Origin of the sequence: Nonomuraea basaltis (assembly GCF_005893125.1) — a bacterium.
GTDB classification, from domain to species: Bacteria; Actinomycetota; Actinomycetes; order Streptosporangiales; family Streptosporangiaceae; genus Nonomuraea; species Nonomuraea basaltis.
In genome coordinates this window covers 1-16,839 of the sequence record NZ_VCJS01000116.1, presented here as the reverse complement: position 1 = coordinate 16,839, position 16,839 = coordinate 1, and the positions used below count along the sequence as shown (strand labels likewise).

Sequence of the window (16,839 nt, the reverse complement as noted above, 5' to 3'; positions counted from 1 at the left end):
CGGAACAGCACCGTTACGCTGCCGGTATGGATTCACGGTCGATTGGCGTGCTGCTCGCGGGCGGTGTGGGGCAGCGGGTGGGGCTGGGCACTCCCAAACAGCTCGTCGAGATCGCGGGCAGGACGATCATCGAGCACTCGATCGCCGTGTTCGAGGCCGCGCCGGAGATCGACGAGATCGTGGTGCTCATGACGCCGGGCTACACCGACCGGGTACGCGAGATCGTGGCGAAGGGCGGCTACCGCAAGGTCAGCAAGATCGTGGAGGGCGGCGCGAGCCGTACCGAGAGCACGTGGCGGGCGCTGCAGGCGTTGGGGACGGAGGAGTGCGACGTGCTGCTGCACGACGCCGTACGCCCCCTCGTGGAGCCCCGGATCATCACCGACTGTGTCCGGGCCCTGCGCACACATCAGGCCGTCAACGTGGCGATCCCGAGCTCCGACACGATCCTGGTGGCGGCGCCGGCGCCGGACGGCGAGGTCATCGGCGAGGTGCTGGACAGGTCGCGGTTGCGGCGCAGCCAGACGCCGCAGTGCTTCAAGTTGTCGGTGATCCGGGAGGCGTACGAGCGGGCGCTCGCCGACCCCGGTTTCGGCAGCCGCCCGGCCACCGACGACTGCGGCGTGGTGCTGCGTTACCTGCCCGAGGTGCCGATCCACCTGGTGCCCGGCAGCGAGTTCAACATCAAGGTCACCCATCCGGCCGACCTGCACATCGCCGAGCTGCTCTTCCGGCTGGCCGCCGAGGCACGGGCGGGCAACGGGAGCAGGACACCGACGAGGTCGTGACCAGGCACGGCATAAGGGTCAACTGCGTCAATACCGCCGCGCCTCACCGCGCGGTCTCGCAGACCTCGCTGGACATCCTCATGTCGGATCTATCAGGGCAAGTCACAGACGTTCGCGTGGACGGGACTTGACCCGGCGGTTGTTACGGTGCGGTCACATGAGGAAACTCATCGTGATCGCGGTGTTGCTCGGCTGCTACCCCATGCTGCTGGTGTCGGCGCTCTGGCCGGCGCCGCTGTTGTTCGGAGTGATCGCCGCGCTCTCCTACGCCGCCGAGTACGCCGCTTCCCGAGTCGCCGGACGGCTGCCCGAGCTGCTCGGCAAGGTGCATCTCGGGGTCACCTTGCGCTTCACGGCCCGGCAGGTGATGGCGCTGCTGCTGGTGGCGCGGACGGCGGGGCCCGACTCGCCATGGTTCGTGGCGCTGGCGGCCGGGATGTTCGGCGTCCACGGGGTGCGAGCCGTGCACACGGGGCTGGCCCTGCGGCTCAGGCAGATGCTCGGCAGCATGCCGGTCAGCACCCGCAACCTCGACGTCTCAGCGCTGCGCATCCCGAAGATGCCGCCGCGCTGGCTGCGCGACGCCCGCAGCCTGCGTTTCCTCTACCTCGACACCCTGCCTGTGCTCGGTGCCGCCGCCGGCGCCGTCATGGCCGCGTCCGGCCTGGTCGTGGCCGCGTCCGGCGCCGTCGTGGCGGCGATCGGCGCGGGCCTGGCGCTCGCGCTCGGCGCCGCCGGAGCGCTGGCGCTCATCCCGTACGTGCGCCGCGCGCTCCCGCTCACCGACAAGGCCCGGGTCATCGAGGTCGTGAGCGAGCAGGTCAAGGCCTACCGCCCCGAGGTCATCCTGTACTTCTCCGGCGTCACCTCGGCCGCCTACCAGGCCAGGATGTGGCTGCCCCCGCTCGAACGCATCGATCGGCGCGCCATCGTCGTCCTGCGCGAGCGCGGCATGGCCGCCCACCTGGAGCCATCAACGCTGCCGATGGTGTGCATCCCGTCCTCGGCCGACCTGATGAGCTTCCGCGCCCTGTCCAGCGCCAAGCTGTGCCTGTACGTCGCCAACGTCGGCAGGAACGTCCACATGCTGCGCATCCCCACCCTGCGCAGCGCGTTCCTGAACCACGGGGACAGCGACAAGGAGGCCTCGTTCAACCCGTTCTCCCGGGTGTACGACGAGGTGTGGGTGGCCGGCCCCGCCGGACGGGACCGCTACCGGCGCGCCAAGGTGGGCGTCAGGGACGAGAACATCCACGAGGTCGGCCGGCCGCAGCTCGAAGGCATCTCGACGCAGGGGCCGGGGCTGCCGTACCGGACCGTCCTGTACGCCCCCACCTGGGAGGGCTGGAGCGACGACCTGTTCCACACGTCGCTGATCACCATGGGCCCGCGCCTCGTGCGGGCGCTGCTCGACCACGACCCCCCGCTTCGCGTGATCTACAAGCCGCACCCGCTCACCGGCCACCGCGACAGGCGCGCCCTGCGCGCGCACCGGAGGATCGTGGCCATGATCGAGGCGATCGAGCTGGCCAAGTCGAAGGCCAGGCACCCGTCGAGCGCGGCCGGGGGGACGCCGCAGATCAGGCACCTGGTCGTCACCGGCTCCGAGCCGCATCTCTACGACTGCTTCAACCAGTGCGACCTGCTGATCAGCGACATCTCCAGCGTCGTGGCCGACTTCCTGGCCAGCGAGAAGCCGTACGCGGTGACGAACGTCGCGGGCCTGCCCGAGCACGCCTTCCACGAGCGCTATCCGAGCGCCGAGGCGGGCGTGCTGCTGGGCGAGGACCTGGCCGGGCTCGCGGAGTTCCTGGACGGGGAGGACACGCTGGCCCGAGCCAGGATCAAGCTCAGGAGCTATCTGTTCGGGCCGGAGTATCCGGACGCGCTGACCCGCTTCAACGCGGCGATCGAGCGCGTCCTGTCAGGGTCATGATCCCGGCGGCCTGGCCAGCTTCTTCGGGCTGGTGAGGAAGCCCCAGCCCCAGGCGCAGTGCATGGTGGCGTACACGATGGGCAGCCGCAGCTTCGCCGCCATGGACAGCCCGCCGCCGGTCAGCACCGAGCCCGCCACAATGGCCAGCGCGTAGCCGCCGGGGACGATCAGCGCGAGCGGGAAGAACGGCGAGACGACCAGCCCCAGCAGCATGGCCAGCACCGCGGCGGGCGGCGCCAGGTAGCGCAGGTTGATCGTGCCCTCGTGGGTGCGCGCGACCACGCGCCGCCAGCGACCGTAGTGGAAGTACTGCTTGGCCAGCGCCTTGACGTTGGGCCGCGGCCGGTAGGAGACCCGCATGCGCGGCTGGAACCACACCAGCCCGCCGCTCTGGCGGATGCGGTGGTTCATCTCCCAGTCCTGGGCCCGCTGGAAGTGCTCGTCGTAGCCGCCCACCCGGTCGAGCGCCGAGCGGCGGAAGACGCCGAGATAGACGGTGTCGGCGGGGCCCGCCGTGCCTCCCACGTGGAAGGCGGCAGCGCCCACGCCGATCTTGGAGGTCATGGCGCAGGCGACGGCCTGCTCGAACGGCGTGACGCCCTCGGCGGCCATGATGCCGCCCACGTTGTCGGCGCCGGTCTCCGCCAGCGTCTCTACCGCGACGCGCAGGTAGTCGGGGGGCAGCATGGCGTGCCCGTCGACCCTGGCGATGATGCCGTTTCCGGCGGCGGCGATCGCGGCGTTGAGCGCGTTGGGGGTGCGGCCCGTCGGGTTGGGCACCACGGTAACCCGGGGATCGGCCGCCGCGATGGCGTCGGCGACCTCCTGGGTCCGGTCTCGGGATGGACCCACGGCGAGCACGACTTCGATGTCGCCGGGGTAGCTCTGGGCGAGGACCTGGTCGACGGCCTCGCGAAGGTGCCGCTCCTCGTTGAGGACCGGCATGACGACGGATATGGGTGGCCAGCCACGCGTCTCCGCGGGCGCGTGCGGCGAGTCGGGGAACTGCTTCATGGCGGGGCTCACGCTACTGTACGGGCAGGGGAGGAAGGCAATCGAAAGCCCGATCCTCCGGGGTGACACAAGGGGGACGGCATGCGCGAGCCGGGCGAGGAGGGCGCCGGCGTGCTCGTGGGCGGCGACGCCTACGGTGGCGTCAAGCTCCCACCAGGTGGTGCCCGCAAACCGTTCAAGAGGAGCGCCAAGGCCCGCCGCCGCAATGTGATCATTGCCGGATTCCTGTCCGCCTGCGTGCTCGTCAGCACGGGCGTGGTGTGGGCCACCCCCCGCCAGATCGGCACCGTGGACGCGGGCGTGACCGCGCCCTCGACCCGGGGCGCCGAGAACATTCTGCTGGTCGGCGTGGACAAACGCGATGATCTCACCCGCCAGCAGCAGAACCAGCTCAAGCTCGGCCGCGAGGCGGGCCAGCGCACCGACACCATGATGGTGATTCATCTGTCGGAGGACCACCGCCGGGTCACCGTGGTGAGCCTGCCGCGCGACACCTGGACGACGATTCCCGGCAAGGGCGACCACAAGATCAACTCGGCGTACCAGTTCGGCGGGCCCAAGCTCGCCAAGCAGACCGTCGAGGCGGCCACCGGGCTGCAGATCAACCGCTACATCGAGGTCAACATCCTCGGCTTCATCGATGTCGTCGACTCCCTCGGCGGCGTCACCGTCTGCACGCCCGTGCCGATCAACGACGCCAAGATCGCGCTCAACCTGCCCGCGGGCACCCACCAGCTCAACGGCGTCCAGGCGCTCGGCTACGCCCGCACGCGCGCCACCGCCCGCTCCGACCTCGACCGCATCGACCGGCAGCAGCAGGTCATCTCGGCCCTGCTCAACCGGGTGCTGAGCGCCGACACGCTCGCCAACCCGGGCAAGCTGGGCTCGTTCGTCAACTCCACGCTGGGCACCGTCAAGGTCGATCCCGACGACGGGCTGCTGGGCCTGGCCACCCAGCTCAGGGACGTCTCGCTGGAGGACGTGAAGTTCGCCGAGGTGCCACTGGCGAACGTCGACTTCAAGGCGCCCACCGGCGAGTCGGCGGTGCTGTGGGACAAGCAGGCGGCCCGCGACATGTTCGCCAAGATCAACGCGGACCAGGACCCGGCCAAGCCCACGCCCACGGTTTCTCCTCCGGCTTCCGCGAAGCCCTCCCCGATCGCGCCAGGAAGCGTCTCACTCAAGGTCAAGAACGGCACGCTCATCACGGGCCTCGGGGCCCGCACAAAGTCGGCGCTGGTCGCGTACGGCTTCAAAGTGCCCGGCGAGCCCGGCAACACCGCCAAAAAGGACTACAAGAAGACCGTCGTCCGCTATGGCGCGGGCAGCGAGGATCAGGGCCGTATGGTGGCCGCCGCCATTCCAGGTGCGGAGCTGAAGAAGGCCGACGTCGACGGCGTCGAAGTGATCGTCGGCAGCGACCAGCCGAAAATCCAGAAACAGAAACCGACAAGCGCCCCAACCGCCAAGCCGAGTGTTACACCAACGACCAAAACGGCAATGCAGAACATATGTAAGAAATAGGCATAACTTTCTGCAGTCTCGGGCAGGTGAGGCCCCATGGTGGTCAGGTGTTGGCGGGAGGACCCCTGTACGGTGCTACATGTCGTGGGCGACCTCGACGTGGCGGGTGCTCCCCGGTTGCGGGCCGAGCTCGAGCAGGCGATCGCCGCGGCCGACCCGCTCAACCTGGTCGTCGACCTGACCGAGGTCCCGTTCTGCGACTCCGTGGGACTTGGCGTGCTGGTGGCCACGCTCAACAACGTGCAGCGCATGCACGGGCGCATGATCCTGGTGCTGGCGCCCGGCATGATCCGCCACCTGTTGATGATCACGAACCTCGACCGGCATTTCGAGACGAGTGAGTCGATCGGCGAGGCCCGCACGGCCCTGGGCGACGCGGCCTGAAAACCTGTTTGAGGTGTGCGAGAACATGGTCATGTTCATCGCGGGCACACCTCCCACGTCCCCATGACGTCACGGGAGAGCCCCTGCACGGTGTGGAGGCTTTCACGTTGTTCGACCAGTTCCCCGAGCCCGCGCGCTCCCAGCTCGCAGCCGCCTTCGACGAGGGCAGGACGCGGCCTGAGTGGTGCTTCGCGGAGGGGCAGGCCCGCCTCGCGTACTGGGCGCCCTTCCCCGGCTCGGAGCCGGTGATCGTCTGGCAGTTCGACCCGGGTCCCGATCCCGTCGTCGCCGCCGGGCTGCTGCGCCGCAGCCTGGGCGCGATGGGGCTGACCAAGATAATCCACGACATCTCGCTCAAACCGGGCCTGATCCCCGTCGTCGATCGCACCGTCGAGCACGAGGCCCTGACCCGGGCCGGGTTCGCGATGGAGGTCGAGCGGCTGCTGCTCGAATGGGTGGCCGGCACCGACCTCCCCTCGGATCCGGGCAGGCTCACCTACCACCCGGCACGGCGCATGGACCGCGCCGAGGTGCTCGACCTCCTCATCCGCATCTCCGAGGGCTCCCTGGACTACGACACGCAGGTCGAGGTCGCCACGGCGGGCGCGGAGAGGGAGGCCCGATGGATGTACGACGACCTGATGAACCGCAAGGCCAAGCCCGACTGGTTCGTCATCGGCCGGCTGGGTGACTCCCCCGTGGGCCTGGTGGCCCCGGACGACCACTCCATCGCCTACATCGGCGTCGTCCCCGAGCACCGCGGCCACGGCTACGTCAACGACCTCCTGGCCCGGGGCACCAGGACGCTGGCCAAGGCGGGCGTGGAGCGCATCGTGGCGGCCACGGACGTCGCCAACGCGCCGACGGCGAACGCCTTCCTGCGTGGTGGATACTCGGAGGTCGGCCGGCTGTTCCGCTACTACTGGAGGCAATCGTGAGACTTGGGGTCATGTTCGACCGGGACCTGCCGCCCGAGCAGCTGATTCCGTTCGCCAGGGCGCTCGACGAGACGTCCGTGGACGACCTGTGGGTGGTGGAGGACCTGGGCTGGACCGGCGGCATCTCCGCGGCCGCCACCGCCCTCGCCGTCACCTCCCGTCTGCGGGTCGGCATCGGCATCACCCCCGCTCCCCTGCGCAATCCGATGCTGCTGGCGATGGAGCTGGCCAACCTGGCCCGCGTACATCCCGGCCGGCTGGCGGCGGGCATCGGGCATGGTGTGCCGGACTGGATGCGCCAGGTGGGCGCCACCCCGCCGTCGCCACTGGCCCTCCTGGAGGAGACGATCACGTCGGTACGCGCCTTGCTGCGCGGCGAGACCGTCACCCTGCACGGCAAGTCGGTCCACCTGGACGGGGTGTCGCTGGTGCATCCGCCCGCCGTGGTGCCGCCCGTGCTGGCCGGGGTGAAGGGCCCGAAGTCGCTGGCGCTGTCGGGCCGTGTGGCGCAGGGCACGATCGTGCCCGAGGGCGTCGGGCCGGCGCAGCTGCCCGGGATCCTGGACCAGATCGGGGCCGGTGATGACGATCACGAGCTGGTGGCCTTCACGTTCCTCCACATCGGGGCGGACGCCACGGAGGTCACCGGTCCCATGGTGGAGGGGCAGGCGTCGTTCCTGGGGGTCGCTCCCGAGGACGTGGTGATGGCGGCCGGCACACCGGAGGAGGCCGCGGCGCGGATCAAGAGTTTGTGGGCGGCGGGGGCGGACACGGTGGTGGTGCGCCCGCTCGGCGCGGACCCGCTGCGCCACGTCACAGCGCTGTTGTCGGCCCTTTAGCAGTCGCCGGCCGGACGGCCGAGTCGACGGCGCCGGCCGGTTGGCCACGTGGCCGCGATCGGCCGGATGGCCGATGAGGCTCGGTCGGATGGCCGATGGCCGGCGGCCGGCCCTCGGCCACGATCGACCTCATGAGGCGAATCGTGGCATTAGCAGCAGGCGCGACGGTGGTGGCACTGGCGACGGGCGGTTGCGGCGGCCTGGACCTGGACGCCGAAGAGCTGCGCACCACCCAGTCGTTCCCATTGACCGGGACCGACCTGAAGATCATGTCCTCACTGGGCGGCGTCCGCGTCCTCCCGGGCACCGGCGGCGCCGTCGAGGTGGAGCGATGGGTACGCGGCAAGGCCGCCGACGACGCCGCCTGGTCCCTCAGGGACGGCACCCTGCGGCTCAGCGCGAACTGCAACATGGTCTTCGGCGACTGCGGCGCCCGCTATCACGTCAAGGTCCCGCCCGGCGTACGGTTGTCGATCGACGCGGCGGACGGCGTCATCCTGAAGGACCTCACGCAGGACGTGGACGTGTCCACCCGGGACCGCATCCAGGTGTCGGGCACCACGGGGCGGCTGCGGCTGCTGAGCGAGGGCCCGATCACCGGCGACGGGCTGAAGTCGGCGAACGTCCGGTGCCGGACCTCTGACGGCGCCATCAACCTCTCGTTCGCGGGCGCGCCCACCGACCTCGACCTGCAGTCCCGCGAGGGCAGGGTGACGGCGACCGTACCTTCTGGGTCCTATGCGGTGACGGCGAGGAGCAAGGAGGGCAGCGAGCGCTCCGAGATCAAGAACGACTCCAAGGCCACCAGCACCATCGTCGCCCGCAGCACCTCGGGAGACGTCCGCATCCTGGCCAGGTGACCGCCCGGGGCGCGGCAGCATGTCCTGACCGTCCGCTGGCAGCCCGTCACTCCTTGGAGTAGACGGGAGGATGGCGAGAGCAGGTTTGGCGTGCGACCGCCCCCACGTTCCGCTCCACCATCCTCGGTCCGCACCTCGAAGAGCTCGCCCGCGAGTGGGTGCATCGCTTCGCCCCGGACGAGTTGGGCCGGCCCATCGGCTTTGGCACGGTGGGCTTCGGCAGCATTCAGGACAACGCGGGACGCGCCAAACACGACATCGACGTCATCGCCACAGAGAACACCCGCGTCCACCTGATCGGCGAGGCCAAGGCGACCCTCGCCCGCCGAGGGCTGCCCGACCTCGAACGCCTGGACGGCATCCGCGCCCTCCTCACCCGAGAGGGCCACGACACGACCGACCTGATCACGGTCCTCTTCTCGGCAACGGGCTTCACACCAGACCTGGCCCGAACCGCCGCCTCCCGTCCCGACGTCATGCTCGTGGACCTGAAGCGCCTGTACGGGCTTTCCGACTGACCCATGGACATCCGCCGGCGAGGTGCCGAGGATGGGAGGCAGCCGAGTCAAGTAGGCGGCGGCGTGGAGACCGACACCAACGTCGTACGGCCGCCGCAGGCCGACGAGTGCCACGACGCCGACGTCTGACCGGCCTCGCGGGGCGGCCGGGGCGGCCGGGCTACCGTCAGCCGACCTTCTCGAAGGGCGTCGGCGTCTTGCCGGTCCACCCGTACAGCTGTGCGTGGCTGGTCTGCTTGGTGACACCCTCCTCCATGACCGTCCCGGCCTTGGAGACGTAGTATCGGCCGCCGCCCAGCGAGATCAGGCCGTACTCGCCGGTGAACTCCCATCCCCTGACGCCTGAGGCGTCGTGCTGGAGGCCGCCCGGCGCCAGGGTGAGCAGCTTGCCCTGCTCGGGCCGCGGCTGCCCCACGATGTCCCCATTCCTGGGCGGCTCGTCACCGTTCACCATGAAGAACGAGTAGTTGGGGAACTGCGGCTTCTTGCCCTTGTACACGGCCATCATCCAGTTGCCGGTGTACTCGTCGTAATCGAGGTTCTGCACGCCGTACGTGGTGTTCCCGGTGAAGGCGAAGTACTTGCCGTCGGCCTGCTCGGGACCGCTGGTGTGCGGGGCGCTCTCCGTGAGCGGCCGCTCGTACTTCTTCCACTGCTGGATGTCGTACTGGAGCAGGACCTGGTGGTCGTTGTCCTGCCGCTCCAGGTTGGAGTAGATGCCGTACGCCACCGTGAGCTTCTGCTTGCCGTGCTTCTTGCCGAACTCGGGCCCGAAGGACAGGCCGTCGATGCCGCTGCAGCCGTACCGGTGGTCGGGGGTGTTGGCGACGTTCCCGTCGAACTTGCCGTCCCCGTTCATGTCCGCCACATAGTCGGCCACGACCTCCTTGAGGTAGACGGTCTTGATGATGCCAGTGGACTGAGCGTCCATGTTCATGCTGGTGATGCGGTCGGCATCGAAGATCGCGATGTAGAACGACTCCTGCGCCTTGTATTCGAGGGAGCCGTACACGCGGCCGTCCTTGGCGTTGAAGTCCAGATCGCCGAGGTGCCCGGTGAAGCCCGTCACCGAGCCGACCGGGTTGCCTTTGAGATCGGTCTTGACCAGCAGGTTGGTGAACGAGAAGTACATGAACCCCTTGCGCTGGTCGATGGCGATCCCCTGGACGTGTCCGGCGGCCCAGGCGCCCCCGTAGATCTCTTTCGGCAGGTCGGTGGGTGAACCGACAGTGAAGTGCGACCGAACTACACATTCGCCCCATAAGGACACAGTCGTCACACCAGATACAACCGCTCAAGCCCAACCAGGCGGACACGGGCATCCCCGTCGACCGACGCCTGCAACTCCTCGCTGAAGCCCACTCCCCCGTAGCAGGCCAGAACGGTGTCTCGCGTGTCGTATCCCTTCCGGTCCAGCAGATCGCGCGCCCTCGCCAGCCGTTCGAGATGATGACGCCCCATCACCTCACCCCACTTGGCCTCACCGAGCGACAGGATCCGTCGCGGCCGCCCGGGCTCCTGGGCCGCAAGCGCCACCACATCGACCTCGATCTGAGTCCTGTTCGCCGGATCAGGCACCACACCTGAGCCGATCTCGACCGGAAACTCTCCGAATATGGTGTCCTCCGCATCAAGGACGAAATCGCGGCACAGTGACTCGAAGTGCGGCCCGACGACCTGAGCGAGAAACGTCTGCCTGACCGCCTGCCACACGGTTTCCGCCCGATAGATCTCCAGTTCCGGCCACCGCCGCCGCATGATCGCCTCATAGAACGTGATCAGCGGCTCCACGATGCGGTAACGGGCCCGCCCGGACCGGAAAAGGTCGGGCTCCCGCGTGACGAGCGCGCAGTCCTCCAGAACAGTGAGCGGATGCGTGATCTGGTCCGACTTCCGCCCTACGAAGTTGGCGATTCCTCCATTCGTGGAGTTCCCGCTCGCAATGGCAGCCAACACCGAGTGGTAAAGGGCCGGATCACGAATATCCGACTCCTCCGCCAGGAGATAACGTGCCTCACGGAAGAGCGGCGTCTGAGGATTGAGTGCGGTCCTGACCACCCAGGAATCGAAGTCGTCGAGATCTTCCGGAACGTCACCCTGCGTGAACTCGTACCGATAGGCAGGAGTCCCGCCCACGATCGCGTGCACCAATATGGCCAGTCGCGGGTCGGTGATCCCCCAGAATTCGGCCGCGTCCCGATAGCGGAACGGATGAAGCATGAGCTCCAGTCCGGCTCGCCCGCGCAGCGGCGCCTGCCCGGAGAGGAGCCTACCCATCACGGACATGGCCGATCCGCAAAGGATCAGCCGCGCGGCGCTCTCCCGCCCGCTTCCCCCAGGCCCGAGCTCCCGCTGAATGATGGACGGCAATGCCGGCGAGACCCTGGTGAGGAATGGGAATTCATCGATGATCAGCGGCACCGGCCGCTCACGGAAGCACCGGAACATGTAGGGAATCGCATCGTTCCAGTCCCGGAAGGGGGTCTCCACGACCTCCCGGGTGTACCGCGTGAGGGCTGCGGTGAAGTGCCGCAGCGATTCGGCCTCCGTCGCCTCGGTGGCGGCGAAGTACATCCCACCGGTCGCCTCCGCCAGAGCGTGCAGAAGAAAGCTCTTCCCTTGCCGCCGCCGCCCGCTGACGACCCCGAGCGTGGCGCCTGCCAGCGCCGCGGGTCGTCGCTGCGGCGCCACGAAGCCCGAGAGACCCTGCCACTCCCTCACCCGATCGAAGACCCGCTCCGGCTTAACGATCAAGGCCTCTCCCCATGAACGGTGAAGCGTCAATGCAGAACTATACCTCTCAGAAGTACAGTTCTGCATTTTGTGGGGTGTCACACGGCCCGTGGCGGCCTAGTCGGCGAGGCTGGAGATGATGCCCATGGTGAGCGCCGTGCGTTCCGGTATGTGATCGACGATGGCGTGCTCCGAGCGGGAGTGGGAGCCCGCTCCGACGGGCCCCAGCCCGTCCAGCACGGGCCGGCCGAGCGCGGAGACGAAGTTGGCGTCGCTGGCGCCGCCCACGCCTGCCTGGCGCAGTTCCAAGCCCTGTTCGATGGCCGCCTTGTACGCCCTGGCGAACAGGTCTTCCGAGGCGGGGTTGGGCGTCATGGGAGGCCGGTTCCACCCGCCGGTGAGCGCGACGGAAACGCGCGGGTCGGGTGAGCGCAACGCGGCCAGCGCGGCGTCTATGCGGGCCATCTCTGCCGGGTCCGAGACGCGCACGTCGATGCCGCACGTGGCTTCGCCTGCGGTGACGTTGGTGCCGGTGCCGCCTCTGACGAGGCCGACGTTGACGGTGGTGCCGCGCTCGAGCGCGCCCAGCGCGGTGATCTGGGTGATCAGCGCGGCCAGGGCGTGGACGGCGCTGGCGCCCGCGGTGGGGTCGAGCCCGGCGTGCGCCTCGATGCCGGTGGCGGTCACCTGGAAGATGCCCACCCCCTTGCGGGCGGTCTTGACCGCCCCGTCGATGGCGCCCTCGAAGACCAGGGTGGCCAGCGCGTCCTCGCTGGCCGCCTCGATCCGCCCGCGGGAGGCCGGGCTGCCGATCTCCTCGTCGCCGTTGAACAGCAGGTGTACGGATGGGTGCGGGAGCCCGAGCTCCCGCAGCCCGCGCACCGCCCAGACCGCCTGGACCAGGCCGGTCTTCATGTCGAAGACGCCGGGCGCGCTGATGATGCCGTCGCTGACCTGCCACGGCCAGCCGGCGAGGGTGCCGGCCGGCCAGACGGTGTCGTAGTGGCCGACCAGCAGGACGAAGCCGGGGGCCGTGCCGTGGTAGGTCAGCTCCAGCACGTCGCCGTGGCGCCCGCCGTCGTGGCGGTGGAGCTGCTCCGGCTGCCCGATGCGGTCGGCGGCCCAGTCCCCGATCTCGTCGAGTGCCCGGTCGAGCAGTGGCTTGTCGTCGCTCGGGCTCTCCAGCTCGACGAGCCTGCGCAGGTCGCCGAGCATGGCGGGAAGGGCCTGGTGGGTCCACATGGGAGCCGGTGTCACTGAAGAATCCTTAATCTAGAGGGAATTACCGGACGGGAACGCCCGGTCCGAGGGGAATGCCGAGCGCCCACCACGCGAAGAAGAGCAGCGTCCAGGCGACGAGCATCACCAGGCACAGGGGCAGGACGAGGGCCATCAGGGTGCCGATGCCGGCAGACTTGCGGTAGCGCTGGACGAACCCGAGCACCAGCACGAAGAAGGGGCTCATCGGCGACAGCGCGTTGGTGCAGGAGTCGGCGATGCGGTAGAGCGCCTGGGTGGTCTCCGCCGGGATGTCCAGCAGCATCAGCATCGGCACGAACACCGGGCCGACCAGCGCCCACTGGGCGGAGCCGCTGGTGATCAGCAGATTGATGATCGTGACGATGAGCAGGATGCCGAGGAACACCACCGGGCCGTTGATCCCGGCCGCTTTGAGCAGGTCGGCGCCCTTGACCGCGAGGATCGTGCCGATGTTGGTCCACCTGAAGTAGGCCAGGAACTGCGAGATGGCGAAGAACAGCACGATGACCGGGGCCATCTCTTTCATGCCGTGCGCCATGAAGTTGGGCACGTCGCTGCTCTGCTTGATGGTGCCGACGGTGCGCCCGTAGACGATGCCGACGATGCAGAAGGCGACGCCGATCAGGAGGGCGACCGCACCCAGCAGCGGGCCGAACGCCAGGTCGCCCTTCTCGTCGCGCAGCGGCGAGAAGGACGGGAAGATGGCCAGCGCGATCAGCGCGGCGATCACGATCAGCGCGATGCCGGACCGGCGCAGACCGCGCCGCTCCAGGTCGGACAGGCTGAGGTCGCCCAGGTTGCCGACGTCGGCGTCGTCGTCGATCGGCACGCTCTTCGCCCGCTTGGTGAGGAGGGTCTCCGTCACCAGCGTGATGACGGCGGCGAGCACAACCGAGGAACCGAGGGAGAAGAAGTAGTTGGCCAGCGGCGTGACGGTGACACTGGGGTCGACGGTGTGCGCGGCCTCGGTGGTGATGCCGCCCAGGATGACGTCGGTCGGGGTGACCACGGGGCTGGCGTCGAAGCCGGCCGCGACCGAGACGTAGGCCACGATCACGCCGATGATCGGGTTGCGGCCGACCGCGTAGAAGGCCAGCCCGCCCAGCGGGATCAGCACGATGTACGCCGAGTCGGCGGCCACGTGGGAGATCATGCCGGTGAAAGCGAGCGCGAAGGTCACCCACCGCGCCGGCACCCGGGAGATGCCGCGCCTGAGCACGGCGGCCAGCAGCCCGGTCTTGTCGGCCACGGCCACGCCGAGCATGACCACCAGGACCGTGCCGAGCGCGGGGAAGGCGGCGAAGTTCTCGATGGCGTCGCCGAGCATCAGCGCGACGCCCTCGGCGGACAGCAGGTTCTGGGCGACGACGGGTTTGTTGTCGGCGGGGTTGACCGCCGAGACGTTCATAGCCGCCAGCGCCCAGCTCAGCACCATGAGAAAGGCGCTCAGGATGATGAATATCCAGAACGGATGGGGGAGTCTGTTTCCGGCGCGCTCAATGCCATTCAGAACGCGCATCGTCGCTCTAAGCGAACGCGACTCTGCTTCCACGGTCAGGGGGGTGGACATGGGTCCTCAGATTAATCAGGTTCCGGTTCGCCCGCAAGGGTTTCAGCGCAACCGGTAAGCGTGCGTACCGACATTTTGATAATGCGATCTTCAACTACATAAGGCCAGGTCACATCGGCATTGTCTCGTTCCAAACAAATGGCTCTCCAATCACACGTACAGAGCACTGCCCGTCAGCCGATAAGCCAGCGACTCAAATAGAACGCCGCTATGCCGATCGACGTGGACAGCAGGAATCTTTTCGATATCAGGCCCGCCGCGAAGGTGACCACACCACCGATCAGATAAGGATTCACCAGCGTCACCTCGATGCCCTTGCCCGACGGTGCGAGAATGGCCGGGAACACCAGCGCGGCGAGCACCGCCGGCGGCGTGTATCTCAGCAGGGTCTCCACCAGCGGTGGCATTTCCCGGTCGGCGAGGACCGCCAGCGGCAGATACCGGGGCAGGAAACTGACCAGCCCCATGCCGAGGATCAGCAGCGCCACATTCATCCCACGTTCTCCTTGACCTTGGCCTTGTTCTTGGTCGCCCGCTCGCACCCGGCACCGACCGCCGCGCCGACGACCGCGGCCAGAACCACGCCGAGGTTGTACGGCAGGCCCTGCGCCACCATGACGGTCACTCCCGCGGAGCAGATGGCGGCGCCCACTCGCCAGTTCGCCAGCCCGATAGCGAGCATGGCGACGAACATGCCGGTCACCGGGAAGTCGAGGCCGAGCTTCTCCACGTCGGGCACGGCGGACCCGAGCGACATTCCGATCACCGTGCACAGCATCCAGGTGACGTACAACGTCGCCGACGCCCCGAGGAAGAACAGGTGCTTGCTGTGGGTCAGCCGGCCCTTGCGCAGGCGTTCGATCGCCACGAAGAACACCTCGTCGATCAGCCCGAAGCCGAGGATCACACGCCAGCGCTGGGGAACCTCTTTGACGTACGGGATCAGGATCGTGGAGTACAGCAGCATCCGCAGGCCCAGGATGGCCGTGGTGAGAATGATCGCGGGCCAGCTCGTGCCATCGGCTATCAGCGCGAAGCCGACGAACTGTGCGGTGCCGGAGTTCACGGCCATGGCCAGGGCCAGGGTCTCGAACTCTGACAGCCCGCTGGACAAGCCCAGCACGCCTCCCGCGATGCCCATGGGGATGGCGGAGGCGAGGAAGGGCATCGTGCTCCTGGCCCCGGCCAGGAATTGCCGGGACGGCGTCAACGCCTCGGATGGGTTGGCGGTGGACATCTCAGTGCCCTTCTTTCCATAGCGAGCGCACCAGGTCGGCCACGGCGTGCGGAGCCGTGCTGCAGAAGTAGTGGCCGGCCGGGCCGACTTCCGCGAGCCTGGGCGCGGCGGAGAACAACGACCATTCCTCGTATCGCCGGCCGTACTCGGGAGTGAGCGGGTCGTCGGTGGCGTACACGGCCGTGAGGGGGACGCCGAGCGTGGCCCCGGTCCCCTCTTCGGCCTGCGCGAGCAGGTAAGCGTTGGCGGAGCGGGAGTCGTGCCTGAACACTCTCGCCACGAAGGCCGCCTGGTCGGGCGTGAGCGGGCCGACTTCGGTCACGCCGGCCAGCCAGGCCATGATGTCGTCGTCGCTCATCGTGTCCGCCTGGCGCACGGCCTCGCGCATGATGCCGGCGTCGTGAAGGAGCTTGCCGGCCACGAAAACGTGCAGAGGCGGGCTGCCTGCCGCCTCCATCAGGCGTGCCGTCTCCACCGCCAGTGCCGAACCGACGCAGTGGCCCCAAAGCAGCACGTCCCCGGCGAGGGTGGTGCGGATCTCGTCCGCCAGCAGCCGGGCGGCCTCCCGTACGGACAAGAGAGGCTCGCCAGGATGCCCGGCGTCGTGCCCGGGGAGTTCGACGCTGTAGACGCCGATGTCATCCGCCTTGCCGAGGGCGGCGGCCAGCGGTTCGAAGTCGATGGCCGTGCCGCCGGCGTAGGGGAGGCAGACCAGGGCGCACCGGGCGTTGCCCGGGTTCTCCGACAGGGCTCGGAGCAGGCCCGGGTCCGCCCCGGCGCCCTCGTCCAGCCGAGTCTGGACCACCATGGACAGCGGCCCGAGGGTGGAGTTCCGCATCAGATCGGTGAGCGACACGAGTCCGTCCAGCTCCATCACCGCCCGCATCGCGGCCAGGGAACCGCCGCCGAGCTCGAAGAAGTTGCCGTCGAGCGTGATGCTCTCTAGGGGCACGTCGAGAACCCTGGACCACGCGTGCGCGATGCGGAGCTGCACCGGCCCTTCCGGGCGAAGGGCCGCGCGGGAGGCGCTACGCCTGCGGGGCCGGTGGAATGTCCGGCGTGGACGCTCCGGGAGGAACTCCAGGCCGCCGGACATGCGACGGCCGTACCGGCCGGTGGGCACCTTGACGCTCTCGTCATCGGCCGCGACGAGGACGACCTGGCCGGGGGCGGCGAAGGGTGCCCGCAGTCCGTAGTCGTCCACGACCCGCAGGTGGAACGGGCGGGCGGGGTCGGGA

General features: G+C 68.8%; 16 protein-coding genes. 8 read left to right on the top strand and 8 right to left on the bottom strand.

Annotation, left to right across the window (positions count from 1 at the left end; genetic code table 11):
- Positions 1 to 26 precede the first annotated feature (26 nt).
- Both EJK15_RS40200 and EJK15_RS40195 read left to right on the top strand, forming a co-directional pair.
- Complete coding sequence (locus EJK15_RS40200; protein WP_206061394.1) at positions 27 to 788, top strand: IspD/TarI family cytidylyltransferase; 762 nt, start codon at positions 27 to 29, stop codon at positions 786 to 788.
- Positions 789 to 945: 157 nt separating this feature from the next.
- Entirely contained in the window at positions 946 to 2,724 is a 1,779-nt protein-coding gene (locus EJK15_RS40195) for a CDP-glycerol glycerophosphotransferase family protein (protein ID WP_240777521.1), read from the top strand.
- Here the strand turns inward: EJK15_RS40195 and EJK15_RS40190 are convergent.
- Entirely contained in the window at positions 2,719 to 3,738 is a 1,020-nt protein-coding gene (locus EJK15_RS40190; RefSeq protein ID WP_138715718.1) for a glycosyltransferase family 2 protein, read from the bottom strand. The genes EJK15_RS40195 and EJK15_RS40190 overlap by 6 nt on opposite strands.
- Before the next feature lie 81 nt (positions 3,739 to 3,819).
- On the opposite strand from EJK15_RS40190, the gene EJK15_RS40185 reads away from it, so the two are divergent.
- The 6 genes from EJK15_RS40185 (at position 3,820) to EJK15_RS40160 (ending at position 8,801) form a co-directional block, all read left to right on the top strand.
- Entirely contained in the window at positions 3,820 to 5,262 is a 1,443-nt protein-coding gene (locus EJK15_RS40185) for an LCP family protein (protein WP_138715717.1), read from the top strand.
- 72 nt (positions 5,263 to 5,334) lie between these two features.
- Positions 5,335 to 5,646, top strand: a complete 312-nt coding sequence (locus EJK15_RS40180) for an STAS domain-containing protein (protein WP_240777520.1) — start codon at positions 5,335 to 5,337, stop codon at positions 5,644 to 5,646.
- A gap of 92 nt (positions 5,647 to 5,738) precedes the next feature.
- Positions 5,739 to 6,584 carry a GNAT family N-acetyltransferase gene (locus EJK15_RS40175; protein ID WP_138715715.1) on the top strand — a complete coding sequence of 282 codons (846 nt, stop codon included), beginning with the start codon at positions 5,739 to 5,741 and terminating at the stop codon, positions 6,582 to 6,584.
- On the top strand, positions 6,581 to 7,423 hold the full coding sequence (locus EJK15_RS40170) for an LLM class flavin-dependent oxidoreductase (RefSeq protein ID WP_240777519.1): 843 nt from the start codon (positions 6,581 to 6,583) through the stop codon (positions 7,421 to 7,423). Before EJK15_RS40175 ends, EJK15_RS40170 begins: the two co-directional genes overlap by 4 nt.
- A 131-nt stretch (positions 7,424 to 7,554) precedes the next feature.
- The gene (locus tag EJK15_RS40165; RefSeq protein WP_138715714.1) at positions 7,555 to 8,283 is read left to right on the top strand and encodes a DUF4097 family beta strand repeat-containing protein; all 729 of its coding nucleotides are present in this window, start codon (positions 7,555 to 7,557) and stop codon (positions 8,281 to 8,283) included.
- A 158-nt stretch (positions 8,284 to 8,441) separates the two neighbouring features.
- Positions 8,442 to 8,801, top strand: a complete 360-nt coding sequence (locus EJK15_RS40160; protein WP_138715713.1) for a hypothetical protein — start codon at positions 8,442 to 8,444, stop codon at positions 8,799 to 8,801.
- Positions 8,802 to 8,967: 166 nt separating this feature from the next.
- On the opposite strand, the gene EJK15_RS40155 is transcribed toward EJK15_RS40160, so the two are convergent.
- From EJK15_RS40155 to EJK15_RS40125, 7 genes are all read right to left on the bottom strand, one after another.
- Positions 8,968 to 10,080, bottom strand: coding sequence for a hypothetical protein (locus EJK15_RS40155; RefSeq protein WP_206061393.1), 1,113 nt, complete (start codon positions 10,078 to 10,080; stop codon positions 8,968 to 8,970).
- The gene (locus EJK15_RS40150; protein ID WP_138715712.1) at positions 10,077 to 11,555 is read right to left on the bottom strand and encodes an ATP-binding protein; all 1,479 of its coding nucleotides are present in this window, start codon (positions 11,553 to 11,555) and stop codon (positions 10,077 to 10,079) included. Before EJK15_RS40150 ends, EJK15_RS40155 begins: the two co-directional genes overlap by 4 nt.
- A 96-nt stretch (positions 11,556 to 11,651) precedes the next feature.
- Positions 11,652 to 12,791, bottom strand: a complete 1,140-nt coding sequence (locus EJK15_RS40145; RefSeq protein ID WP_338089913.1) for a M20 family metallopeptidase — start codon at positions 12,789 to 12,791, stop codon at positions 11,652 to 11,654.
- Positions 12,792 to 12,816: 25 nt separating this feature from the next.
- On the bottom strand, positions 12,817 to 14,313 hold the full coding sequence (locus EJK15_RS40140; protein WP_240777518.1) for an AbgT family transporter: 1,497 nt from the start codon (positions 14,311 to 14,313) through the stop codon (positions 12,817 to 12,819).
- A 224-nt stretch (positions 14,314 to 14,537) separates the two neighbouring features.
- A complete protein-coding gene (locus EJK15_RS40135) occupies positions 14,538 to 14,858 on the bottom strand; it encodes an AzlD domain-containing protein (RefSeq protein ID WP_138715710.1) in 321 nt (106 codons plus the stop codon).
- Complete coding sequence (locus EJK15_RS40130; RefSeq protein ID WP_138715709.1) at positions 14,855 to 15,601, bottom strand: AzlC family ABC transporter permease; 747 nt, start codon at positions 15,599 to 15,601, stop codon at positions 14,855 to 14,857. The genes EJK15_RS40135 and EJK15_RS40130 overlap by 4 nt, the downstream gene beginning before the upstream one ends.
- A 1-nt stretch (position 15,602) precedes the next feature.
- Positions 15,603 to 16,839: alpha/beta fold hydrolase (locus tag EJK15_RS40125; protein ID WP_138715708.1), on the bottom strand; the 1,237-nt coding region annotated here is incomplete at its 5' end.